At 45.1% G+C, this 20,028-nt stretch carries 19 protein-coding genes and 1 tRNA gene; all 20 read left to right on the top strand.

The features are described 5' to 3' along the window. Positions 1-73: 73 nt before the first annotated feature. A complete protein-coding gene (locus ABDW16_RS27000) occupies positions 74-631 on the top strand; it encodes a sigma-70 family RNA polymerase sigma factor (RefSeq protein WP_343674130.1) in 558 nt (185 codons plus the stop codon). 17 nt (positions 632-648) lie between these two features. Then, positions 649-1,758, top strand: a complete 1,110-nt coding sequence (locus ABDW16_RS26995; RefSeq protein ID WP_343674129.1) for a FecR domain-containing protein — start codon at positions 649-651, stop codon at positions 1,756-1,758. A 136-nt stretch (positions 1,759-1,894) separates the two neighbouring features. Continuing rightward, the gene (locus ABDW16_RS26990) at positions 1,895-2,812 is read left to right on the top strand and encodes a hypothetical protein (protein WP_343674127.1); all 918 of its coding nucleotides are present in this window, start codon (positions 1,895-1,897) and stop codon (positions 2,810-2,812) included. A 139-nt stretch (positions 2,813-2,951) separates the two neighbouring features. Next, positions 2,952-4,574, top strand: a complete 1,623-nt coding sequence (locus ABDW16_RS26985; RefSeq protein ID WP_343674126.1) for an NAD(P)-binding protein — start codon at positions 2,952-2,954, stop codon at positions 4,572-4,574. Between the two features lie 12 nt (positions 4,575-4,586). Continuing rightward, positions 4,587-8,162: a pyruvate:ferredoxin (flavodoxin) oxidoreductase gene (gene nifJ / locus ABDW16_RS26980; protein ID WP_343674125.1), complete on the top strand. Its 3,576-nt coding sequence runs from the start codon at positions 4,587-4,589 to the stop codon at positions 8,160-8,162. A 133-nt stretch (positions 8,163-8,295) separates the two neighbouring features. After that, positions 8,296-8,670, top strand: coding sequence for a putative zinc-binding protein (locus ABDW16_RS26975; protein WP_343674123.1), 375 nt, complete (start codon positions 8,296-8,298; stop codon positions 8,668-8,670). Beyond that, positions 8,639-9,085, top strand: a complete 447-nt coding sequence (locus ABDW16_RS26970) for a hemerythrin domain-containing protein (RefSeq protein ID WP_343674121.1) — start codon at positions 8,639-8,641, stop codon at positions 9,083-9,085. Before ABDW16_RS26975 ends, ABDW16_RS26970 begins: the two co-directional genes overlap by 32 nt. Continuing rightward, positions 9,082-9,873 carry a DUF2249 domain-containing protein gene (locus ABDW16_RS26965; protein ID WP_343674119.1) on the top strand — a complete coding sequence of 264 codons (792 nt, stop codon included), beginning with the start codon at positions 9,082-9,084 and terminating at the stop codon, positions 9,871-9,873. The genes ABDW16_RS26970 and ABDW16_RS26965 overlap by 4 nt, the downstream gene beginning before the upstream one ends. After that, positions 9,873-11,144, top strand: coding sequence for a cytochrome C oxidase subunit I (locus tag ABDW16_RS26960; protein ID WP_343674118.1), 1,272 nt, complete (start codon positions 9,873-9,875; stop codon positions 11,142-11,144). Before ABDW16_RS26965 ends, ABDW16_RS26960 begins: the two co-directional genes overlap by 1 nt. Next, on the top strand, positions 11,141-11,449 hold the full coding sequence (locus ABDW16_RS26955) for a metal-sulfur cluster assembly factor (RefSeq protein ID WP_343674116.1): 309 nt from the start codon (positions 11,141-11,143) through the stop codon (positions 11,447-11,449). Before ABDW16_RS26960 ends, ABDW16_RS26955 begins: the two co-directional genes overlap by 4 nt. Before the next feature lie 4 nt (positions 11,450-11,453). Continuing rightward, positions 11,454-11,885: an Rrf2 family transcriptional regulator gene (locus tag ABDW16_RS26950; protein ID WP_343674115.1), complete on the top strand. Its 432-nt coding sequence runs from the start codon at positions 11,454-11,456 to the stop codon at positions 11,883-11,885. Positions 11,886-11,993: 108 nt separating this feature from the next. Continuing rightward, a complete protein-coding gene (locus tag ABDW16_RS26945) occupies positions 11,994-12,869 on the top strand; it encodes a hypothetical protein (protein WP_343674114.1) in 876 nt (291 codons plus the stop codon). A 47-nt stretch (positions 12,870-12,916) separates the two neighbouring features. Then, on the top strand, positions 12,917-14,065 hold the full coding sequence (locus tag ABDW16_RS26940) for an IPT/TIG domain-containing protein (protein ID WP_343674112.1): 1,149 nt from the start codon (positions 12,917-12,919) through the stop codon (positions 14,063-14,065). A gap of 50 nt (positions 14,066-14,115) precedes the next feature. Next, positions 14,116-14,607: a hypothetical protein gene (locus ABDW16_RS26935; RefSeq protein ID WP_343674111.1), complete on the top strand. Its 492-nt coding sequence runs from the start codon at positions 14,116-14,118 to the stop codon at positions 14,605-14,607. A gap of 6 nt (positions 14,608-14,613) precedes the next feature. Then, entirely contained in the window at positions 14,614-15,180 is a 567-nt protein-coding gene (locus ABDW16_RS26930; RefSeq protein WP_343674110.1) for a nucleoside monophosphate kinase, read from the top strand. Between the two features lie 152 nt (positions 15,181-15,332). After that, positions 15,333-16,622 carry a hypothetical protein gene (locus tag ABDW16_RS26925; RefSeq protein ID WP_343674108.1) on the top strand — a complete coding sequence of 430 codons (1,290 nt, stop codon included), beginning with the start codon at positions 15,333-15,335 and terminating at the stop codon, positions 16,620-16,622. 328 nt (positions 16,623-16,950) lie between these two features. After that, on the top strand, positions 16,951-17,490 hold the full coding sequence (locus ABDW16_RS26920) for a hypothetical protein (RefSeq protein WP_343674106.1): 540 nt from the start codon (positions 16,951-16,953) through the stop codon (positions 17,488-17,490). 196 nt (positions 17,491-17,686) lie between these two features. Continuing rightward, a tRNA-Pro gene (locus tag ABDW16_RS26915) sits at positions 17,687-17,760 on the top strand. A gap of 319 nt (positions 17,761-18,079) precedes the next feature. Beyond that, positions 18,080-19,087, top strand: a complete 1,008-nt coding sequence (locus tag ABDW16_RS26910; protein ID WP_343674105.1) for an aldo/keto reductase — start codon at positions 18,080-18,082, stop codon at positions 19,085-19,087. A 63-nt stretch (positions 19,088-19,150) separates the two neighbouring features. Continuing rightward, positions 19,151-20,028, top strand: an 878-nt coding sequence (locus ABDW16_RS26905; protein WP_343674104.1) for a helix-turn-helix transcriptional regulator, incomplete at its 3' end; no start/stop codon positions are given.

The following is a 20,028-nucleotide window of genomic DNA, read 5'->3' as shown; positions in this document are numbered from 1 at the left end:
TTATATTTATTCCAGACAATATCCCTTTAGAATTTTTATCCGCGTTATACAATCAACCACTTAATTATCTATTATGCCTGAATATCCGGGAGACGATATTGTACTTCTGTTATTAAAGAATGGGGGCGCCGGCAATGCATTTGAACTAATTTTTAAGAAATACTACCGGTTAATGTGGACGAAGGCGTATTTGGGAACAGGAGACCCTAATGAAGCCGATGACCTGGTCCAGTCTGTGCTGTGCAGCATTTGGGAAAAGCAGTTGTATCAAAAAATTAATGGAAACCTCCGTACCTACCTGCTGATTGCTGTACGCAACCAGGTGAATGACTATCATAAGATAAAGTCGAGACGACTAAAGCGAATTGAGAAGTATGCCGAAACGGTAGACCACTCGTGTTTTGAAGAATCAAAACCAGTGGCAAACGAACAGTTCCAGCAGCAATTGCATGAATTGTTGCAGGAATTCCCCACGCAGCGGCAGCGTGCATTTAACCTGGTATACCTGGAGCATAAGAAGTATCATGAGGTGGCAGATAATATGGGAATCAGTGTAAACTCATTAAAGACACACCTGAAGATCGCAGTGAAAACCCTGCGAAGTAAACTGGATCTGCCCTTTTCAGAATAAATTTAAGATCAGAACAAATGATACCATATATAGAACAATTAATGTTGGAGAAGCTGTCTGGATGTATTTCGGAAGAGGATGACGCGCAACTGAAGCAATTAATAAAGCAACACCCGGAGCTGGAAGGCGTGTTGAAGGGAATGCAGGAACAGCTGAACCAGCCAGAAGCGCAGGCATATTTGTCCAAACTGGATGAAGCGGTTTTGTGGGAGGAAAACAGGCACCGATTTTCAAAACGGAAATCCATAAAGTGGTGGTATGCTGCAGCGGGTATTTTGCTCGTTACAGGCAGTAGCCTGTTTTACTTTAAGCAAAGGCCAACTTTTGTAAAGCCTGCCTTAAGCACGCCTACCGGCATCGTACTCCAACTTGCCAATGGCCAGCAGATCGACCTGTCTGATACCACGCAGGCCCTGATGAAAGTAGGCGGTGCACAATTGCAGGTATCGGCAAAAAGTTTACAGTACAATGCTGCCAATGCAACAGCCGATATGCCAATGAATGTATTGCGGGTACCCGCAGGAAAAGACTATAAGCTGGTGCTGGCAGATGGCACGGAAGTGTGGATGAATGCTAAATCAGAGATCCGTTTTCCAATGGCATTTAATGGAAAAACCCGGGAAGTGACAGTGAACGGGGAAGCTTATTTTTCAGTAAAGCAGGATCCCGTACGGCCCTTTATCGTGCATGCCGGCGATGTATCGGTCGATGTGCTGGGAACGGCCTTTAACATCAATACCTATAGCAGTGTGAACCCACGCATTGCACTGGCTTCCGGCAAGGTGGCCTTGAAAAGCAAAAACGGCGAACAGGTGGTGCAGTTATCACCGGGATATGAAGCAGTATATAACCAGCAGTTCTTTAGTATCGACGCTTTTGATAAGCGGAATACCCTGGGATGGATGGAAGGAAAATATTACTTCAGGCATGCTACACTCAGGGAGATAGGCGATGTGATCAACAGGTGGTTTGATATCGAAGTCGTTTTTGAAAATACAGCAGTTTCCCGTATAGACCTCACCGGTATATTGACAAAACAAGATGGGCTGGGAGATTTTTTAGATAACCTCACAAAGACAACTGCTATTAAATATGAGTTGAAAGCGGGAGTGTTAACATTCCGGTAATAGTCGCAACTATTACCGGAAAAGATTTTTTTTATTCAGTTATATTGTTCTAACTTGGCAGCGGACGCAAACAAACTTTAATCTCAAAATAACCCAATTAACTCCCATTATTAATTAACCTATTTCAAACGTAGTTATGAAAACTCATTGTCTGTACCTATGTGCAGTGGTGCTCCTATTTGCATCATGCGCAAAAGAGAAGGTTCAACCCGCAACACCCCCATCTACAGTAGCTGCTAAATTATCTTACCTGTCTGTAGACCAGATTCCTAATGATATTGTACCCCTGCTGTACCAGGATCTGATCAAAGACAAACTGTACGACCAGGCAAACCAGCTGAGCAAGGAGTATTATGCTACCTTATCAGCCCGGAAAGATGATAATAAAGACCTTTTAAAAGCAGTGCGATCTGCATCTGCAAGAGCAGCGGATATAGCAGCTGCCAACCTGCCTACACACAACGTGAACGGGGTAGGTGTGGTATTAAATGGTAACTGGTACCAGACTGTCGGTACTGCTTCTGCTAATTTGCAGGCTATTGGCTGGACAGATTATAATTTTAATATCATGAACAGCACCGCGCCGGATGCTTTTAGCACCACCCTCCCTGCTGCTAACCAGATTATAGGTACCACCGGTCAGTCCCGGAGAATGGAAGCCATCAAACTGCCAAACATCCAGTTTGGTGCGGCAGATGAAACCGGCACTACTTACTTTACCGGCGACTTTGGCTTTACTTACAAGGCACACGTAGAGGCTATCGGCTGGCAGGGTTATGTGACCTCTCCCTATGGCATAGCCGGTACTGTAGGCCAGTCCAGGAGAATGGAGGCCATACAGATTTATGGCCCCCGGTATGGAAACCCTAATTTTACCCTTACATTCAACGATTCAGCCCCTTCTACCACCGCAAGACCTTATATTTATTATAGAGTGCACCAGGATTCTTATGGCTGGGAAGGATGGGTGAGCGAAAATGATGTAGCCGGAATAACCGGTGCATCAAAGCGCCTGGAAGCCATCCAGATCAGGGCATACCTGATTAAGATCTGATCATACATTTTTGGGGTTAAAGTTTTTTGGACAGGTAGTCTTGTTTCGGCAGGACTACCTGTTTTTGTTGATCATTATCACCCCCTATCATGATTTAAAGCACGAATTATCCTTCCTCCGGATAATACCTTCACATATTATGAAAACAAATCAGGACATTACCTTATCGCCTGATCTGCAAAGCCACAGTACTGGCACCGGCCCTACAAGGACACAACATCCTGTGTATGCCAATCTGCTGCCACCCTGCAACAACACCTGCCCGGCAGGTGAAAACATTCAGGGGTGGCTGTCGCTGGCCCAGGCCGGCCAATATGAGGCTGCCTGGCGCACGATCATGGAAGACAACCCTTTTCCTGCCGTCATGGGCAGGGTTTGCTATCACACCTGTGAGGTGCAATGCAATCGAACGCAAATCGACAGTGCTGTCAATATCCACGCTGTAGAAAGATTTCTTGGAGATGAAGCCCTGCATAAGGGATGGACCGTCGATATCGCTCCGCCTACCGGCAAGCGCGTGTTGATAGTGGGCGCAGGCCCTGCGGGCCTCTCGGCTGCCTATCACCTGCGGCGTAAAGGTCATGAGGTGGAAATTCACGAAGCAGGCCCTATTGCAGGTGGTATGATGCATTTTGGTATCCCCGCATATCGCCTGCCCCGTCATGAACTGGACCTGGAAGTAGCACGCATCTGTAAAATGGGCGTATCTGTCGAATATAATCATAAAGTAGAAGACCTGTTGAGCGAAAAGCAAGCAGGCAAATTTGACGCTGTATTCCTCGCTATCGGTTCTCACCTTTCTAAAAAAGTAGATCTTCCTGCCAAAGATGCTTTCAAAATGATGGACGCGCTATCTTTCCTGAAACAGGTGGAAGAAGGCGATGCCCCACAACTGGGCCGCCGTGTGGCCATATATGGCGGTGGCAACACTGCAATGGATGCTGCCCGCACTGCAAAACGCCTGGGTGTGCAGGATACCATGATCATCTATCGTCGTGACCGTGCTAATATGAGCGCCCACGATTTTGAAGCACAGGAAGCCCTGGAAGAAGGTGTAAACATACATTGGCTACGTTCTATCAAATCAGTAGAAGGTATGACCATGACGGTGGAAGTGATGGAACTGGTAGATGGTAAACCTGTGCCTACAGGCCGTTTTGAAACACTGGAAGCAGACTCCCTCATCATGGCCCTGGGGCAGGAAGCCGATACCGGTTTCCTGAAAAATATTCCCGGTATTACCTTCACACCAGACGATAATGTGTGTGTAGATAGCAGCATGATGACGGGGTATCCCGGCATATTTGCAGGTGGTGATATGGTGCCGGGCGAAAGAAATGTAACCATTGCTATTGGTCACGGCAAGAAAACAGCCCGTTATATAGACGCTTTCCTGAACAACCAGGTGTATACACCACCTGCCAAACCACCTGTGATTGGATATGAAAAACTACACCGCTGGTACCGTACTTATGCCCCCCAGGGAACCCAGGTGGTAAAACCTGCGGAAGACCGTATTGCTGGTTTTGACGAAGTCAGGTATGGCCTGCAGGAAAAAGAAGTACTGTTTGAAGCCCGCCGGTGTTTGTCCTGTGGCAATTGCTTTGAATGCGATGGTTGCTATGGCGCCTGTCCGCAAAAGGCCATTACCAAATTGGGACCAGGCAATGGCTATTCCTTCAATTATGATATTTGCACCGGCTGCGCAGTGTGTAGCGAGCAGTGTTCCTGCCATGCAATTGAAATGGTACCCGGAGCGTAAATCAACCTCACTATGACACAAGAGACTACACCAGTTATTGCTACGCTGGACGGCAATGAAGCCGTAGCTTATATCGCTTACCGCGTTAATGAAGTATGTGCTATTTATCCTATCACGCCTTCATCTACCATGTCAGAACTGGCAGATGAATGGGCGGCAAAAGGATTAAAGAATATCTGGGGCCAGGTGCCGGATGTAATAGAAATGCAAAGCGAAGGTGGTGCTGCCGGTGTGGTGCACGGCGCTTTGCAGGCTGGCGCATTGACTACTACCTTTACAGCGTCACAGGGGTTGATGCTGATGTTACCTAATATGTACAAGATAGCCGGAGAGCTGACCTGTGCTGTGTTTCATGTGGCTGCACGGTCACTGGCTGCACAGGCGTTGTCTATCTTCGGCGATCATAGCGATGTGATGGCGGCACGTACTACCGGCTTTGCCATGTTGTCTTCTGCTTCTGTACAGGAAGCGCATGACATGGCACTGATTAGCCAAACGGCAACCTTGCGTGCACGCATTCCATTCATGCATTTTTTTGATGGATTCCGTACTTCGCATGAAATTAATAAGATCCAGCTGATACCCGATCACCAGATCAAAAGTATGATCAGCGATACACTCGTGAGCGAACACCGCGCGCGTAGCCTGAATCCTGACCAGCCTTTCATCAGGGGTACGGCGCAAAATCCGGATGTATATTTCCAGGGCCGTGAAACGGTGAATCCTTTTTATTCAGCAGCCCCCGCTATTGTGCAGGATGCCATGAATCAATTGGGCGCACTGACGGGTCGCCAGTATCAGCTGTTTGAATATTATGGTCATCCGCAGGCAGAGCGTGTGGCTGTGGTCATGGGTTCCGGCGGAGAGGTGTTGAAAGAAACCGTACGCGTATTGCAGGATGAAAAAGTCGGCGTAATACTGGTCAGGTTATTCCGTCCTTTCTCCGGCGAACACTTACTGGCAGCACTACCTGCTACAGTAGAGAAAATAGTTGTACTGGATCGTACCAAAGAACCGGGCGCTGCGGGAGAACCCTTGTACCAGGATGTTGTTACGCATATCTGTCAGGCATTTACCGAAGGTCGTTTGTCAAAACTGCCACGCATTATCGGGGGCAGGTATGGCTTGTCTTCAAAAGAGTTTACACCAGCCATGGCCAAAGCTGTGCTGGATGAACTGAAAAAGCCGGCACCAAAGCATGGGTTTACCATCGGTATTTATGATGATGTGACCCATACTAGTATTGACTACGATAATGCTTTCCATATCGAGCCGTCAGACAGGGTCTGCGCGTTGTTTTATGGATTGGGTGCAGATGGTACAGTAGGTGCAAATAAAAATAGTATCAAGATCATCGGTGAAGAAACCGACCTCTATGCACAGGGATATTTTGTATATGATTCACGTAAGTCAGGTACGCAAACAGTGTCTCACCTGCGGTTTGGGAAAGATCCTATCCGTGCACCCTGGTTGGTAGACAAAGCTGATTTTATAGCCTGTCATAAATACAATTTTATCAGTAAGACTGATATGTTGCAGAGTGCAAGGCCGGGTGCTACCTTCCTGTTGAATAGTCCTTATCCTGCAGGGGAAGTGTGGGACCATCTGCCACGTGCCGTGCAGGAACAGCTGATCGATAAACAGATGCAGCTGTATGTGATCGATGCCTCCAAAGTAGCGGCAGCGGCAGGTATGGGACAGCGTATCAATACCATTATGCAAACCTGCTTCTTTGCATTATCTAATGTATTGCCTGCTGATGAAGCGATTGAGCAGATTAAGAAATTCATCCGCAAATCCTATCAATCAAAAGGTGAAGCCGTTGTACTGAAAAATTTCAAGGCGGTGGATGATACGCTGGCGCACCTGGTACGTGTGCCCCTGCCTGCAAGTGCTACAGGTACATTACCTATGGATGATGGAATCCCTGCGGAAGCCCCTGCTTTTGTACAGGAGGTGACGGCGATGCTGCTGGAAGGGAAAGGCGATCTGTTGCCGGTGAGCAAGATGCCTGTAGATGGCACGTATCCAAGTGGTACCACGAAGTGGGAGAAGAGGAATATTGCGGATGAAGTACCTGTGTGGGAATCTGATAGTTGTATACAGTGTGGTAACTGTAGCTTTGTGTGTCCGCATAGTGTGATCCGTTCTAAGTTTTATCATGAATCTTATTTAGAGAAGGCGCCTGAGGGGTTCCCTTCTGCAGCGATCAATGCACGTGGTTTCCCTGAAACGCGGTATACCCTGCAGGTGTATTTAGAAGATTGTACGGGGTGTAAGCTCTGTGTGCAGGCTTGCCCGGCAGTAGATATCAAAGATGCATCCCGCAAGGCGATTAATATGACACCAAAGCCATCACTGGCTACAGGGCGTGAGCATATCCGGTTTTTTGAAAGTGTGCCGGTGAATAACCGTGCAGAACTGGATTTCTCAACAGTAAGAGGGGCACAGTTCCTGGAGCCGTTGTTTGAGTTCTCCGGAGCCTGTGCAGGTTGTGGCGAGACACCGTATGTAAAATTGCTGACACAGTTGTATGGCGATAGATTATTAGTAGCGAATGCAACGGGTTGCTCTTCTATATATGGTGGTAATTTGCCTACTACACCGTGGTCAGTGAATAAAGACAAGCGTGGCCCGGCATGGTCCAATTCCCTGTTTGAAGACAATGCGGAGTTTGGATTAGGCATGCGTGTGGCGGCAGATAAGCAGTGGGAAATAGCACAGGCATTGCTGGTGGCATTGCAACCTGTTCTTGAGAACGATGTATTGGTAGATGCGCTTTTGCATGCACCGCAACAGCTGGAATCACAGATTGTGGAGCAGCGGGATAGAGTAGGGGTACTGAAGCAGCAATTGCATACACTGCGTGGCAATGCGCTGGCGGCACAACTGCTGGCGGTGGCCGATCACCTGGTGAAGAGAAGTGTATGGCTGATAGGTGGTGATGGCTGGGCGTATGATATTGGATCTGCAGGGTTGGATCATGTATTGTCTACAGGGCGTAATGTAAATGTGCTGGTGCTGGATACAGAAGTATATTCCAATACAGGTGGCCAGATGTCGAAGGCAACGCCTACAGCTGCCATTGCAAAATTTGCGGCAGCGGGTAAGAAGGTAGGGAAGAAGGACCTGGCTATGCAGGCGATATCATATGGTAATGTGTATGTAGCACAAATTGCAATGGGTGCCAACCCACAGCAAACCTTGCTGGCACTGCGCGAGGCAGAAGCTTATAAAGGACCATCATTGATTCTTGCTTATAGTCATTGTATAGCGCATGGCATAGATATGGAGAAGGGATTGACGCAGCAACAGCTGGCGGTATCCAGTGGGTATTGGCCATTGATCAGGTATAATCCTGCGCTGCGTGAAGCGGGTAAGAATCCTTTTGTATTGGATTCTCCAAGACCGGCGGTATCATTTACAGATTATGCTTATAATGAAACGAGGTATAAGGCGCTGGCAGCAGCAAACCCGGCAGAGGCGAAAAGGTTGATGGGATTGGCGCAGGAGTTGGTGGATTTGAGGTATAAGAGTTATGAGAATATGGCAACGTGGAAGGCGGAAGAGTTTGCGCCGGTAGCGTAAGGCATTTTAGAATTACAGGGGCTTTCAGACCGATCGGTTTGAAAGCCCTTTGTGTTTTAACTGACCGTAGTCATACTGCTCACTGACTCCCGTCATTATCTGTATAAAAGTATACGAGTACTTTTATGCCACAATGGAAACTCCGCTTGTATATTCCTGCTCCGGCTGCTCCAGCGCCGCACAAATGGCCAATTACCTTGCCATCCAGTTAGACCGGCAAGGCATTGCCGAAATGTCCTGCATTGCGGGAGTTGGGGGAAATGTAAAAAAGCTGGTCAAAACAGCCCTTTCCGGAAGACAAATTATTGCAATAGACGGATGCCCGTTAGCCTGCACCAAAGCATGCCTTGCTAATCATTCCATACAACCGGATATGGCGATTGATTTAAGCCGTATGGGGGTCAGCAAAAGACAGCATGAGGACTTTGATAAGGAACAGGCCAATGTACTATTACAGGACCTAAAAACTGCTATACATGGAAAAGCCTACACCCATCAAACGAAGTAAAGCATTTGTACAATTGTCCAAAGACCATCACTTCGGCTTATTGCTGGTTTGGAGAATCCGGCAGGATCTGGCAAACGAAACAAACCCTGCGGACATCAGCAGGTATGTCATTGATTTTTTCAATACTGATCTGCAACAGCATTTCAGGGAAGAAGAAGACTACCTGTTTAGTAAGCTGGATATGAAGGACCCGCTCCGCGAACAAGCCGAAGGTGAACACCGTGCGATTTATAACCTTATTGAATCTATCCGCCGGAATGGCGCAGAAACGGCCCTGCTACACCAGTTTGGCGACCTGCTGGAAGCTCATATCCGTTTTGAAGAGCGAACGCTTTTTAATCACCTGCAGGAGCATATGAGCCCCGAAGACCAGGAACAATTATTACTACACACTACCAGAAGCAATAAGTCATGATCATTGATCAAAATACGAAAATAGGGTCCATTTTAAAACATAATCCGGCATCGCTGGATGCCATCGTAAGTATCTCACCAAAGTTTGAGAAATTACGTAACCCTGTATTAAGAAAATTGATGGCAGGGCGGGCAAGCATTGCCATGGCAAGTAAGATCGGGGGCTGCCGTGTAGATGACTTTTTCGAAAAGTTAGCGCCCCTGGGTTTTGATATCGATGCGGCCACACCCGCTATTGCAGTAACTGCACAGGACGCACCTGGTTTTATAAAAACATTAAACGATGGGCAGTTAGTGGTACTGGATGTTCGCCCTATCATTCAATCAGGCGAAGATCCACTCAACCAGATCCTCCAAAAAATAAAAACCTTACAAAGCGGGCAGGTGTTGAAAATCGTGAACACCTTTGAGCCTACTCCGCTAATGCTGCTTTTGCAAAAACAAGGTTTTGAATCTTATGCCATGCATGTGAATGACAACCTGGTGGAAACCTGGTTTTATAAAACAGGAGCGTGGCAGCCAGCTGAAACCCCTGTGCAAAGGGGTGACTGGGACGAGGTTCTGAAAAGGTTCAAACTCCAAATCATCGATGTACGTGGTCTTCAAATGCCACAACCCATGTATACAATTCTTGAAAACCTGGATCATTTGGCTGCAGGAACAGCTTTGTTTGTATATCATAAACGCATTCCTGTATTTCTGTTACCAGAACTGGCACAAAGAAAGTTTGACTACCGGATCAAGGAAATCAACAGCGAAGAAGTACACATTTTAATATTCAGAGACTGATGAGCGATATCATGTACACAACTACCCACAAGGTGGTGGTTCCCTTTTATGTGTATGCCGGACTGGCATTCCTGTTAGCCGCATTGATGCTGTTTACATCATCAGGCGAATTTTCAGGGCATTATTTTCAGCCGCATATTCTGGCCATTACGCATACCATGGCGCTCGGCTGGGGAACGATGATCATCTTAGGTGCCAGTCACCAGTTACTACCGGTACTGATCGAAGGAAAATTGTACAGTATCAGGCTGGCGTATATAGCTTTCGCATGCACGGCTGTAGGTATTCTTTTGCTGGTGTGGGCATTTTATGATTTTGATATGGGTTGGCCGGCAAAGATCGGGGCTTTGCTAGTCAATGTGGGCGTAGTGGTATTTCTTGTCAATGTAGTCATGAGTATTATTCAGAGTAAGACGAAAAACATCCAGGCGTATTTTATGCTCACCGCTACGGGATGGCTGTTTTTCACCACTTTGGTAGGTGGTTTGCTGGTGTGTAATTTCTCAGAGGGCTTCCTGCCAAAAGATTCACTGCATTATTTGTCCCTTCACGCACATATTGGTATTGTGGGATGGTTTCTGTTGCTGGTGATGGGGGTAGGTTCCCGGCTCATTCCCATGTTCCTGATCTCTAAATATGAGCATCCAAAGATGCTGTGGCGTATTTATTGGTTGGCAAATGGGGGGCTGATCCTGTTTATCTGCATCTTTCTGAATAATGCGCCATTATGGTTATACCTGGTGCCAGTGGCCGCAGTTACAACGGCGATCATATTGTTTGCAGTGTTTTGTGAAAATGCTTACCGGGTGCGGATCCGCAGGCAGGTAGATGAAGAAATGAAAGTGTCATTGCTGGCTGTTGTGATGATGGTATTGCCGTTGATCTTTTTGATAACCATTATAATCATGCTCATTTCACTGTCGGCAAATGTGCAACTGGTATTAGCATATGGGTTCACGATCTTTTTTGGATGGCTCACGGCAATAATATTGGGCATGACTTTTAAAACATTACCGTTTATCATCTGGAACAAAATATATCATGCAAAAGCAGGAACAGGTAAAACGCCGAATCCAAAAGACCTGTTTAGTAACAGCATCTTTAATACGATGGCGGTATGTTTCATTATTGGCTTTGTAGGGTTTGCAGCAGGTATAATTACATCCAGTGGCATGACGGCAAAGACGGGGGCGTTGTTGTTATTAGGTTGTGCGTTTCTCTATAATATGAATGTATTTAAGTTACTCTTTCATAAAGAAGTTGTGTTATGACCGCTCAAACTCAAAAAGCAGCCGAAGCGCTTGCTGCACTACGTTGGGTATTTGATCCTGAAATAGGATTGAATGTGGTGGATATGGGATTGATTTATGACTTGCAGGTAAATGAAAAAAATATGTTTGTGGTAATGACCCTGAGTACCCAGTATTGCCCCATGGGACAGTCTATTTTCGATGCAGTAAAAAGCAGGCTGGAACAATCTTTTCCGGACTATGATGTACAGGTAACAGTTACATTTGAACCAGCGTGGAGTTTGGAAATGATATCCGAAGAAGGCCAGGAATTTTTAAACAGATAATTTGATGCTTAGCTTCACATGTAAGACAGCCATAAAAGCAGTGATTTACCTCTCCTCCAAATTCGGGCGTGGGGAGAATGCGGGCATGAAAGAAATAGCTGAAAGCATTGATGCCAGTGAGCATACGGTGGGTAAGTTATTGCAGGTGCTGGTAAAGCAGGGGGTGATAAAAAGTGTGAAAGGGCCGGCAGGTGGGTTTTTTATTTCGGAAGCACAGATGCAGCAACCGATTATGAATATTGTGGAAGCGATAGATGGGAAGCAGGTATTTAAGGAATGTGGGTTGGGGTTGAGTAAATGTTCAGCTACGCATCCATGTCCTATACATCACGAGTATGGAAAAGCGCGGGACCTGATAGCGGAATTATTTAACAGCAAAAGGATTGCAGATTTGTGTGAGCCAGTGAATAGTGGGGTGGCTTATTTAATAGGGTGATTCATGTAGGTTAGCATATTCTCCAAAGCTGCCATCAATTTAGAAATTATTTTCGTGTATACAGAAAATTCTCCATTTTTGTGAGCAGATTCAACTGCGCCTATATTTATGAACTATCGCCTTTTGTTATTGTTAACTATTATCGGCCTTCAGGGCTTTTCCCAGAATACTAAACTGAACCTCCCTTTCGGACAGCGTGGCACCAGCAAATTCTTTGATCACTTTCCCCGTCATTATCATATCCTTGCGTTTAACTTTGGGGGCGTTTCGCCGGTAAGCCCGGGACAGGTGACCCAGGCAAACGTGCCATATACAAGCTATTCCACCAGTACTGGTGCCGAGAGTTCGGCAACTTTCACCGGAACAGCCAAAAATGGTTTTGCCAACCAGATACGTACCCTGGGAGCTGTGTATGAATCTGTCTTTCAGGAGCATCATGATATTGTGCTGGGTATCGGTGGATTTCACAATGTAGGTGGGGATGGTGGTTTATACTATCACCTGGGATACCGCTATGTACTGAACCTCGGCGCGGTAACCGTAAAACCGGGACTAGATTATTATCGTTTCAGGGGTTCGAACCATGTAGGTGATATAGACAATTACCAGAAATATCTTTACTTCGATGGTTTTACGGCCAGTACCCAATTTACAATTTCACACGAGGAGACGTACACAGATGATGACGGCGGTACTTACACCGAAACAATCACCCACACTTATGATGCTGACAGGGTGGAGGTGAAGTATTTAAGAAAGGCTTCGGCACTGCAGCCGGTGCTGGCAGTCAGCACTCATTGGCGTAGATTATCGTTCGGGCTTGAAGCGGGATATATGGTGCAGATAAAACAGAAAAGTTTGTTGACCTTTGACCAGGTAAATGATTATTTCAAAGAAAGAAGCGAGGTAGGTACCATGCAGATGCGACGGAACGGCGTGTTAAGCGGTCCGAAATTATCTTTAATGGTAGGGGTGTTATTCTAAGAATTTCCGTAATTTGAATATACCATTTTTATAACCCAATCTATGCCATGAAAACTTTAATAGTTACCCTTAGCATCGCGCTACTATTTTCTGCCTGTACACTTGATGATGGAACCCAGGTTAACACCTCGCTTACATCCGTTTCCGGGCCTGGTGGCGGCGGAGACACCATTGCCATCTATGGTAAGAACATCCCTACTTATGGCGACAGCATCACCCTGAGCTTAAATGATGAATTTATGCGGGTAATAGCTGTGACAAGAGACAGTATTCTGGCAATTGTGCCTGAAATGGCGGGATCAGGTCAAATTCAGGCCCGGGTAAAGAAGAACATCTTTGAGGTGGCCTTTACGTACCGGTATAAAACGACAGTGACGACCATTGCCGGTTCAGGCGCTGCTGGCCGCGATAACGGGGATAGTACAAATGCCACATTTAACGAGCCCTGGGGATTAGCCCTGGATGGTACTACCTTGTACATTTGTGATGGCTATAATGGCCTGATCAGGAAGGTAGATGTGAATACAAAAGTAGTGACATCTATCACTCCTTTAAATGGTTTCTTCTCTGCATACAATCTGGCAGTAGATACTATTTCCCACCAGTTATTTGTCACCAACTTTAATACAGACCTGCTGCGGGTGGAGCCTGATGGCAGCAGCAGTATTATCTACCAGGGCGAAATGCCGATTGCCGGGGTGGCAGTGGGGCCGGATCGCAAAGTCTATTTTAATAATAATACCAATGGCCGGATTTACAGGGTAGATCCGGATGGGCTAAATGATACACTGCTGGTGGCAAACGGACCGCTTACCCCCCGCAATATGTTCTTTGATGCGACGGGTACGCTGTGGGTATCTGCTTATGGCATTTATACAGTTTCTTCTGGCGGCGTGCTGTCATTGTATAAGGAGTATTATGCTAACCAGGGTTGGGAGATTGCCCGGGATAAGAAAGGAAATATATATTCTGCGGATCATTTTTCTAACACATTGAGTATGATTGAGAAATCAACAGGGAAGGTGATCGTCATTGCGGGTAGCGGGAATGCGGAGGATGTGGATGGAGAGGGGCTGAATGCCGGGTTTAACGGTCCGATGGGCATAACGATAGATAATAAAGGGGTGCTGTATGTGACGACCTATAATTTTGAAACCGCAGGGGGGAATAAGGTGCGGAAGATTGTGGTAAGATAGATGATACGTGAAAATCCTTCGTTGTATATTTGTAAGCTATCCCAGCATTCATGAAAAAGACAATAACCTTCTGTACATTGCTACTTGTAGCATTAGCCGCCTGTAAAAAGGATACCCCGGCGGCGGTAGACTATTTCCTGACCACCGCTTATTTTGTCGCTAACACGAATACTATAACGTATAGTGATACGAGTAAAAATACATTTGTTACTTACAATGCCACCGGGAGTAGAAGTTATGCAATTACCCTGGGATCTGCATTTCGTGCGATATCCGATTCTCTGCAGCCGCAGTTGTCCGTAGGCCAGGAAATAAAAATGCCTTTTTTTCGCTATTATGGCCCTTATGGTGATCATGGCACCGAGACGCAGGATGATGATATTGCGCCGGGGTCCGGGTCAACAATAGTCATAACAATCACCCGGGTTGGGAACAGGGATTTTGATGCGACATTTTCAGGTAAGGTCTGGTCTGCTAAAGAGCCGGATACCCTGTTTATTAAGGATGGGCAGTTGAAGCAAGTGAAATTACCTAATAATTAATCTATAATGGAAATTTTAATAATTACCGGGCCTCCCTATAGTGGTAAAGGAACACAATGTGCCATACTGGAGACCAGTTTAGGGTTTAAGCATATTTCTACGGGGGACAGGATCCGTCAGGAAAAAGAAGCGGATACGCCCTTTGGTAGAATGGTAAAGAGTTATGAAGAGAATGGAAACCTGGTGCCTGATGAGATGATGGCTGGTCTGATAGGTCAGATTATCGATGAGCAGTTACATGAAAAAGGGATTATCCTTGATGGTTATCCCAGAACAGCGGCGCAGGTAGACACATTATTACAGTTGTTGGCAGAGAAGAAGTTGAACGTCAATAAGGTGATCAATATAGAAGTACCAAAGGAAGAGTTGCTGGTAAGGGCGCTGAAGAGAGCGAAGGAATCGGATAGAAAAGATGACCAGGACCCGGCGACCCATCTGAAGCGGATAGCGATTTTTGAGGCGCAGACAAGGCCGGCGATTCAGTATATGAAGGAGAAATTGAAGGTGGTGGATATTGATGGTTTGGGAACGGTTGAAGATATTACGGAGAGTATAAAGACGGCGATCGTTTAAACAATATCCTATCTCCACCAGGTATCTGCATGGAAAGTGGCTATATCATCCTTTTGATATAGCCACTTTTTGATTATTAGAACATTTGGTTATTTTTACACCTGTTTTTAATTAACCTATCTTTTTGTTACGTAAACAAAGAACCCATGCAAATGACCTTGAGATCTGTACTTCTTTTACTATTGCCATTGGCCAGCTTAGGACAGAAGACCGTTTCCCCCGGCAGCCCGGATATTAATACTTCCCGCCTGACCCCAGGGAAATCACTGTATACCGTATACTATGTAAATGGAGACAACTGGACTAAGAAGGGGACTACCGTATACGATATGACAATTTCGGGAACAGAGATGAAACTGGTGGCTGACTACAAAGATGAAAACGAGAAATGGTATAGAACAAGAACTTCCATTGCAGATGCAAAGACACTCAGCCCGCTTAGCTATAAGTCTGAAGGGTTAAGAGTCAACCTCGATCTGAAGTTCGGTACTTCTATTACAGGTAAGTATCATTACATAGCTGAAAATAAGGATGACCAGGTATTGTTTAAGCCTGCCGCAAAATTTGTAGATTTTAATGTGGCAGATCTGTTATTTACAACTTTACCACTGGATGTGGGTTATAAGGCTATAATACCGGAATTTTACTATACTAAAAGCCCGGATAGTATTTTGACAAATTACATCATCAAAGATGTAAAAAGCTATATGTACCGTTCACCTAAGACCGGTAATCACGAGAGCTGGATGGTGGGTGTATTGGAGGAAAGCACAGGAGCAGTGTATGCGTATGTTATAGATAAAAAAGATCACCGGTTGTGGCAAAGAGTGATGCCGGTAGGTGGGGGTGTCACAGAAATTTGTGTGAATGAGGAGCTGGACTACCAGCCTATAAAGAGCAGGTTTGACAAAGAAAGAACATTGCAACAATTAGAGAAGGGGAATAGTGTAATAGTAGGGACGGCATTTGCCAGGGACCATATCCAGGGGGGTAGGGCGGTCATGAATCTGAAAAAAGCGCAATATGCACCGATGGGTACAGTGGTGTCTATTCTGCCAAATTCGGAATACCTGGAAGAATGGAAAGCAGTGAATAAGAAAATAAGGAAGGGTAAGAAGTTGCCGGAGGTGCCTATTGATCCTAATGTGAGTGGCTGTATTAAGACGACGACGGTGTATGATGATAAAGGGCATTTTGAATTTACGAACTTAATGCCTGGGGAGTATATTTTGATGACTACGTTTGGATACACGCATCAGTATTCTTACAAATATTATGCAGGCACCTCGTATTTGATGAATCAGAGTGGGGCGGTGTTGTCAGCGAATGATGTTTATAATACTGCTGATGCGGCAACGGGGGCGACTGCGGCGATAGAGGACAAAGTGACAATTAAGAAGGATGGGGATAAGGTGGATGTGAATTTGAAGGATGTGAAGTAACAAAATAAGCATCGTTAATCAGAATATTTTATTACAGACTTTGGAAGAATAATTCTTTTATTCAGGAAAGGAAGTCGTTTCGCACTAGTGAAACGGCTTTTTTTTTCTTAACTGTGCCCGGTTTTTTTACGCAGTGAATAGCCTGTTAAGCTATAGCATAGCTATACTGCTATTAGTACACTATAAGTACATTAAAAGTACATTTCTATATCGATTCGATATTGAGGTGCACATTTAGTGATGTATTAGTACTCATTTAGTGTTAAAGCTTCACTATGGTTTGGGTAAGATCATTAATATTGATCTTATAAACCCCAAAACTGATTTTATGGCTATTGTTAAAGACAATATACTCCTCCAACTCGTCCGGGGTTCGCTGGGCGATCAGATCACGATTTACGAAAGGAACGGGCAGATAATTATGGCGAAGAAACGTGGCCCGTCAAAGAAGAAGCCGACGAAGAAGCAGCTGGAAGCCCGGTATAAAATGCAGGTGGCTGCGGCTTATGCTATGGTGATCCTGGAAGATCCGGAGCTGAAGGCTTATTATAAGTCACTGGCTGGGCCGGGGCAGAATGCGTATAATATGGCGGTGAAGGATGCTTATCGGTCTCCTGAAATCCAGAATATTCAGTTCGAAGAAGAAACTGTGGTAGTGACTGCGAAAAACGAATTCAGGGTAGCGGAAGTGAATGTACGCGTACTTGATGCTGCAGGTAGCATACTGGAAAGAGGTAAAGCCGTCTTAGGCCGGAATGGCGTGGATTGGTATTATAAGGTGGCCAGTCGGCCGCCGGGCGGAAAATTAATAATTGTGGCGGTAGATTTGCCGGGGAATGAAACGGTGCGGGAGATGAAGTTAGAATGAATTCTTTTACCTGGCCATGGCCCCAAATTAAATATGTTATTTAAGTATAATAAGACCTGTGGGAACAAGCATTTGTTACCCAAAGAACCTGTGCGCCTCAAATTCCTTCTTTTAAAAACCTGTTAAGAAAATTTTATAAAAAGAAATTAAATATTACATTTGCATCCCGTCATTTAAAAATGATGGTTACCGGAAACGGGACGTAGCGCAGCCCGGTAGCGCGCTTGCATGGGGTGCAAGAGGTCGCTGGTTCGAATCCAGTCGTCCCGACTAAAAAATGGAACCCTTCAAATGATTAGATTTGAAGGGTTTTCTAATTTAAATAATTCTTTATTCATTTACTATAAAAACATTATGGTATTGAATTTAAATGAGTTTGAAGGCGTTAGAATCCATTTTGCTTTTTCCATGACTTTTCTTTGGGCCCCTCGGTTTGTAATACAATATATGTCTATCGTCTTCAAAGCACAAGTTCGAACCCATTTACGTTCTCCAAAACCGGGATTTTGTTTCAGATCCATGAGATTTGGTTAGTTCTGCCATTACTACAGCTAAGACATTTGTCCTTTAATTCACAAACAAATAGGTTATGGACAAATTAAAACAAATACAATTAGGCAGCGAAGGACTTATAGTACCTGCAATAGGCTTAGGCTGTATTGGAATGACCCCAAGCTTTGGAATGGAAGTTTACGGCAAAGCCGATGAAAAGGAAGCCATTGCCACCATTCAACGTTCGTTTGAATTAGGCGGTAATTTTTTGGATACTGCCGATGTGTACGGTCCGTTTATCAATGAACAATTAATAGCCAGGGCTGTTGGCAACAATCGCAGCCGGTACATTTTAGCCACCAAGTTCGGGATGGAAGTCAATGAAGAAGGCGTTTTTACGGGCAGCGTCAACGGCAAAAAGGATTACGTACGAAAGGCAGTAGAAAGATCGTTGAAAAACCTGAATACTGATTACATCGACCTGTATTACCTGCACCGTTTAGACAAAACCACTCCTGTGGAAGAAACTGTGGATGCTATGGCAGCGTTGGTGAAAGAAGGAAAAGTAAAGTATATCGGACTTTCGGAAGTATCTTCTGCTACTATTCGCAAGGCACAGCGTATACATCCCATCACCGCCGTACAAACAGAATTTTCGTTGTTTGAAAGAAGTATAGAAGAAGAAGGAATTTATGATACCCTGAAAGAGCTTGGAATTGGGTTGGTAGCGTATTCTCCATTGGGAAAAGGGTTTTTGTCGGGCCAGTTCAGAACTGCCGGTGATTTTCCTGAAAATGATGCAAGGCGTTTTATTCCGAAATTCTCAGGAGAGCAATTCGCCAAAAATGTTGAATTGCTTAAGGAAATAGAAACAATGGCCGCTGAAAAAGCTATAACCATTCCTCAATTGGCCATTGCCTGGGTTATTGCCAAAGGTGCGGTGCCTATTCCCGGTACGAAACGGGTAAAGTACATCGAAAGCAATATTGCTGCTACTAAAATTGAATTAACAACCGAAGATCTGAACCGGTTAGAAAGTATCATTCCACTGGGGACCCCAACAGGCGCCCGTTACGATGAAACATGGATGCAGTATATCGATTAATTTTTATTTGAGTAATTTTGGAGTGGCTTTAATTGCTTAGGTCGCTCCATCATTTTTTAGCTGATGAAAAGAAAATCACACCCGCCCACAATTCTGTCAATTTCTTCAGTACATCAACTGTTGAAATTGAAAAAGCCTTCGAATCCTCTCGTAAGCGTTATAGACCTTGCTGATGCCAATATTGAGGAGAAAGAAATTGAACAATCTTTAACTGATAATTTTTATAGCGTTGCTCTAAAGAAAAATTGTGACGGCTTTCGCTACGGGCAACAATACTATGATTTTGACGGAGGAACAATATCATTTGTTGCACCACATCAGGTAGTGCATATAGAAGCAGGGTTTACAAAGGCAGAAGGTTTAATGCTGATCGTACATCCTGATTTTTTTCAACATTATCCTTTGGCGGCAAAGATCAGGTCTTTTGGTTATTTTTCTTATGCTGCCCATGAGGCCTTGCATCTTTCAGAAAGGGAAGAGCAGCAGGTCATGGATATAATGAACAGTATACGAAGTGAAATTGCCACCCCAATTGATTCGTTTACCCAGGATTTGATCGTTTCGCAAATCGATGTGTTATTGACGTATTGCGACCGGTTTTATCACCGCCAGTTTATCACCCGCAAGATGGCGAGCAATGACCTGTTGATCAAATTCGAAGATCATCTTAACAGCTATTTCAATGGGGAAAAACTAACTGAGAAAGGGATGCCAACTGTTCCATATTTAGCTTCACAACTGAATGTATCGCCCAATTACCTCACCGATATGTTGCGAGCCCTTACCGGGCAGAGTACCCAACAACATATTCAAAATAAAATCATTGAACGTGCAAAAGAAATGCTTTCAACAACCGATCTGTCGGTTAGTGAAATAGCTTATTCCTTAGGGTTCGATTACCCACAATCGTTTCAGAGACTGTTTAAGAACTATACACCTTC

Origin of the sequence: Chitinophaga sp., assembly GCF_039596135.1 — a bacterium.
GTDB lineage: Bacteria > Bacteroidota > Bacteroidia > Chitinophagales > Chitinophagaceae > Chitinophaga.
Note: the sequence above shows the minus strand (reverse complement) of the source record. Positions and strands in the feature narration are given on the sequence as shown.

Coding starts and splice junctions, on each gene's coding strand:
- ABDW16_RS27000 (WP_343674130.1), top strand. CDS start 74: ATGCCTGAATATCCGGGAGACGATATTGTACTTCTGTTATTAAAGAAT.
- ABDW16_RS26995 (WP_343674129.1), top strand. CDS start 649: ATGATACCATATATAGAACAATTAATGTTGGAGAAGCTGTCTGGATGT.
- ABDW16_RS26990 (WP_343674127.1), top strand. CDS start 1,895: ATGAAAACTCATTGTCTGTACCTATGTGCAGTGGTGCTCCTATTTGCA.
- ABDW16_RS26985 (WP_343674126.1), top strand. CDS start 2,952: ATGAAAACAAATCAGGACATTACCTTATCGCCTGATCTGCAAAGCCAC.
- nifJ (WP_343674125.1), top strand. CDS start 4,587: ATGACACAAGAGACTACACCAGTTATTGCTACGCTGGACGGCAATGAA.
- ABDW16_RS26975 (WP_343674123.1), top strand. CDS start 8,296: ATGGAAACTCCGCTTGTATATTCCTGCTCCGGCTGCTCCAGCGCCGCA.
- ABDW16_RS26970 (WP_343674121.1), top strand. CDS start 8,639: ATGGAAAAGCCTACACCCATCAAACGAAGTAAAGCATTTGTACAATTG.
- ABDW16_RS26965 (WP_343674119.1), top strand. CDS start 9,082: ATGATCATTGATCAAAATACGAAAATAGGGTCCATTTTAAAACATAAT.
- ABDW16_RS26960 (WP_343674118.1), top strand. CDS start 9,873: ATGAGCGATATCATGTACACAACTACCCACAAGGTGGTGGTTCCCTTT.
- ABDW16_RS26955 (WP_343674116.1), top strand. CDS start 11,141: ATGACCGCTCAAACTCAAAAAGCAGCCGAAGCGCTTGCTGCACTACGT.
- ABDW16_RS26950 (WP_343674115.1), top strand. CDS start 11,454: ATGCTTAGCTTCACATGTAAGACAGCCATAAAAGCAGTGATTTACCTC.
- ABDW16_RS26945 (WP_343674114.1), top strand. CDS start 11,994: ATGAACTATCGCCTTTTGTTATTGTTAACTATTATCGGCCTTCAGGGC.
- ABDW16_RS26940 (WP_343674112.1), top strand. CDS start 12,917: ATGAAAACTTTAATAGTTACCCTTAGCATCGCGCTACTATTTTCTGCC.
- ABDW16_RS26935 (WP_343674111.1), top strand. CDS start 14,116: ATGAAAAAGACAATAACCTTCTGTACATTGCTACTTGTAGCATTAGCC.
- ABDW16_RS26930 (WP_343674110.1), top strand. CDS start 14,614: ATGGAAATTTTAATAATTACCGGGCCTCCCTATAGTGGTAAAGGAACA.
- ABDW16_RS26925 (WP_343674108.1), top strand. CDS start 15,333: ATGACCTTGAGATCTGTACTTCTTTTACTATTGCCATTGGCCAGCTTA.
- ABDW16_RS26920 (WP_343674106.1), top strand. CDS start 16,951: ATGGCTATTGTTAAAGACAATATACTCCTCCAACTCGTCCGGGGTTCG.
- ABDW16_RS26910 (WP_343674105.1), top strand. CDS start 18,080: ATGGACAAATTAAAACAAATACAATTAGGCAGCGAAGGACTTATAGTA.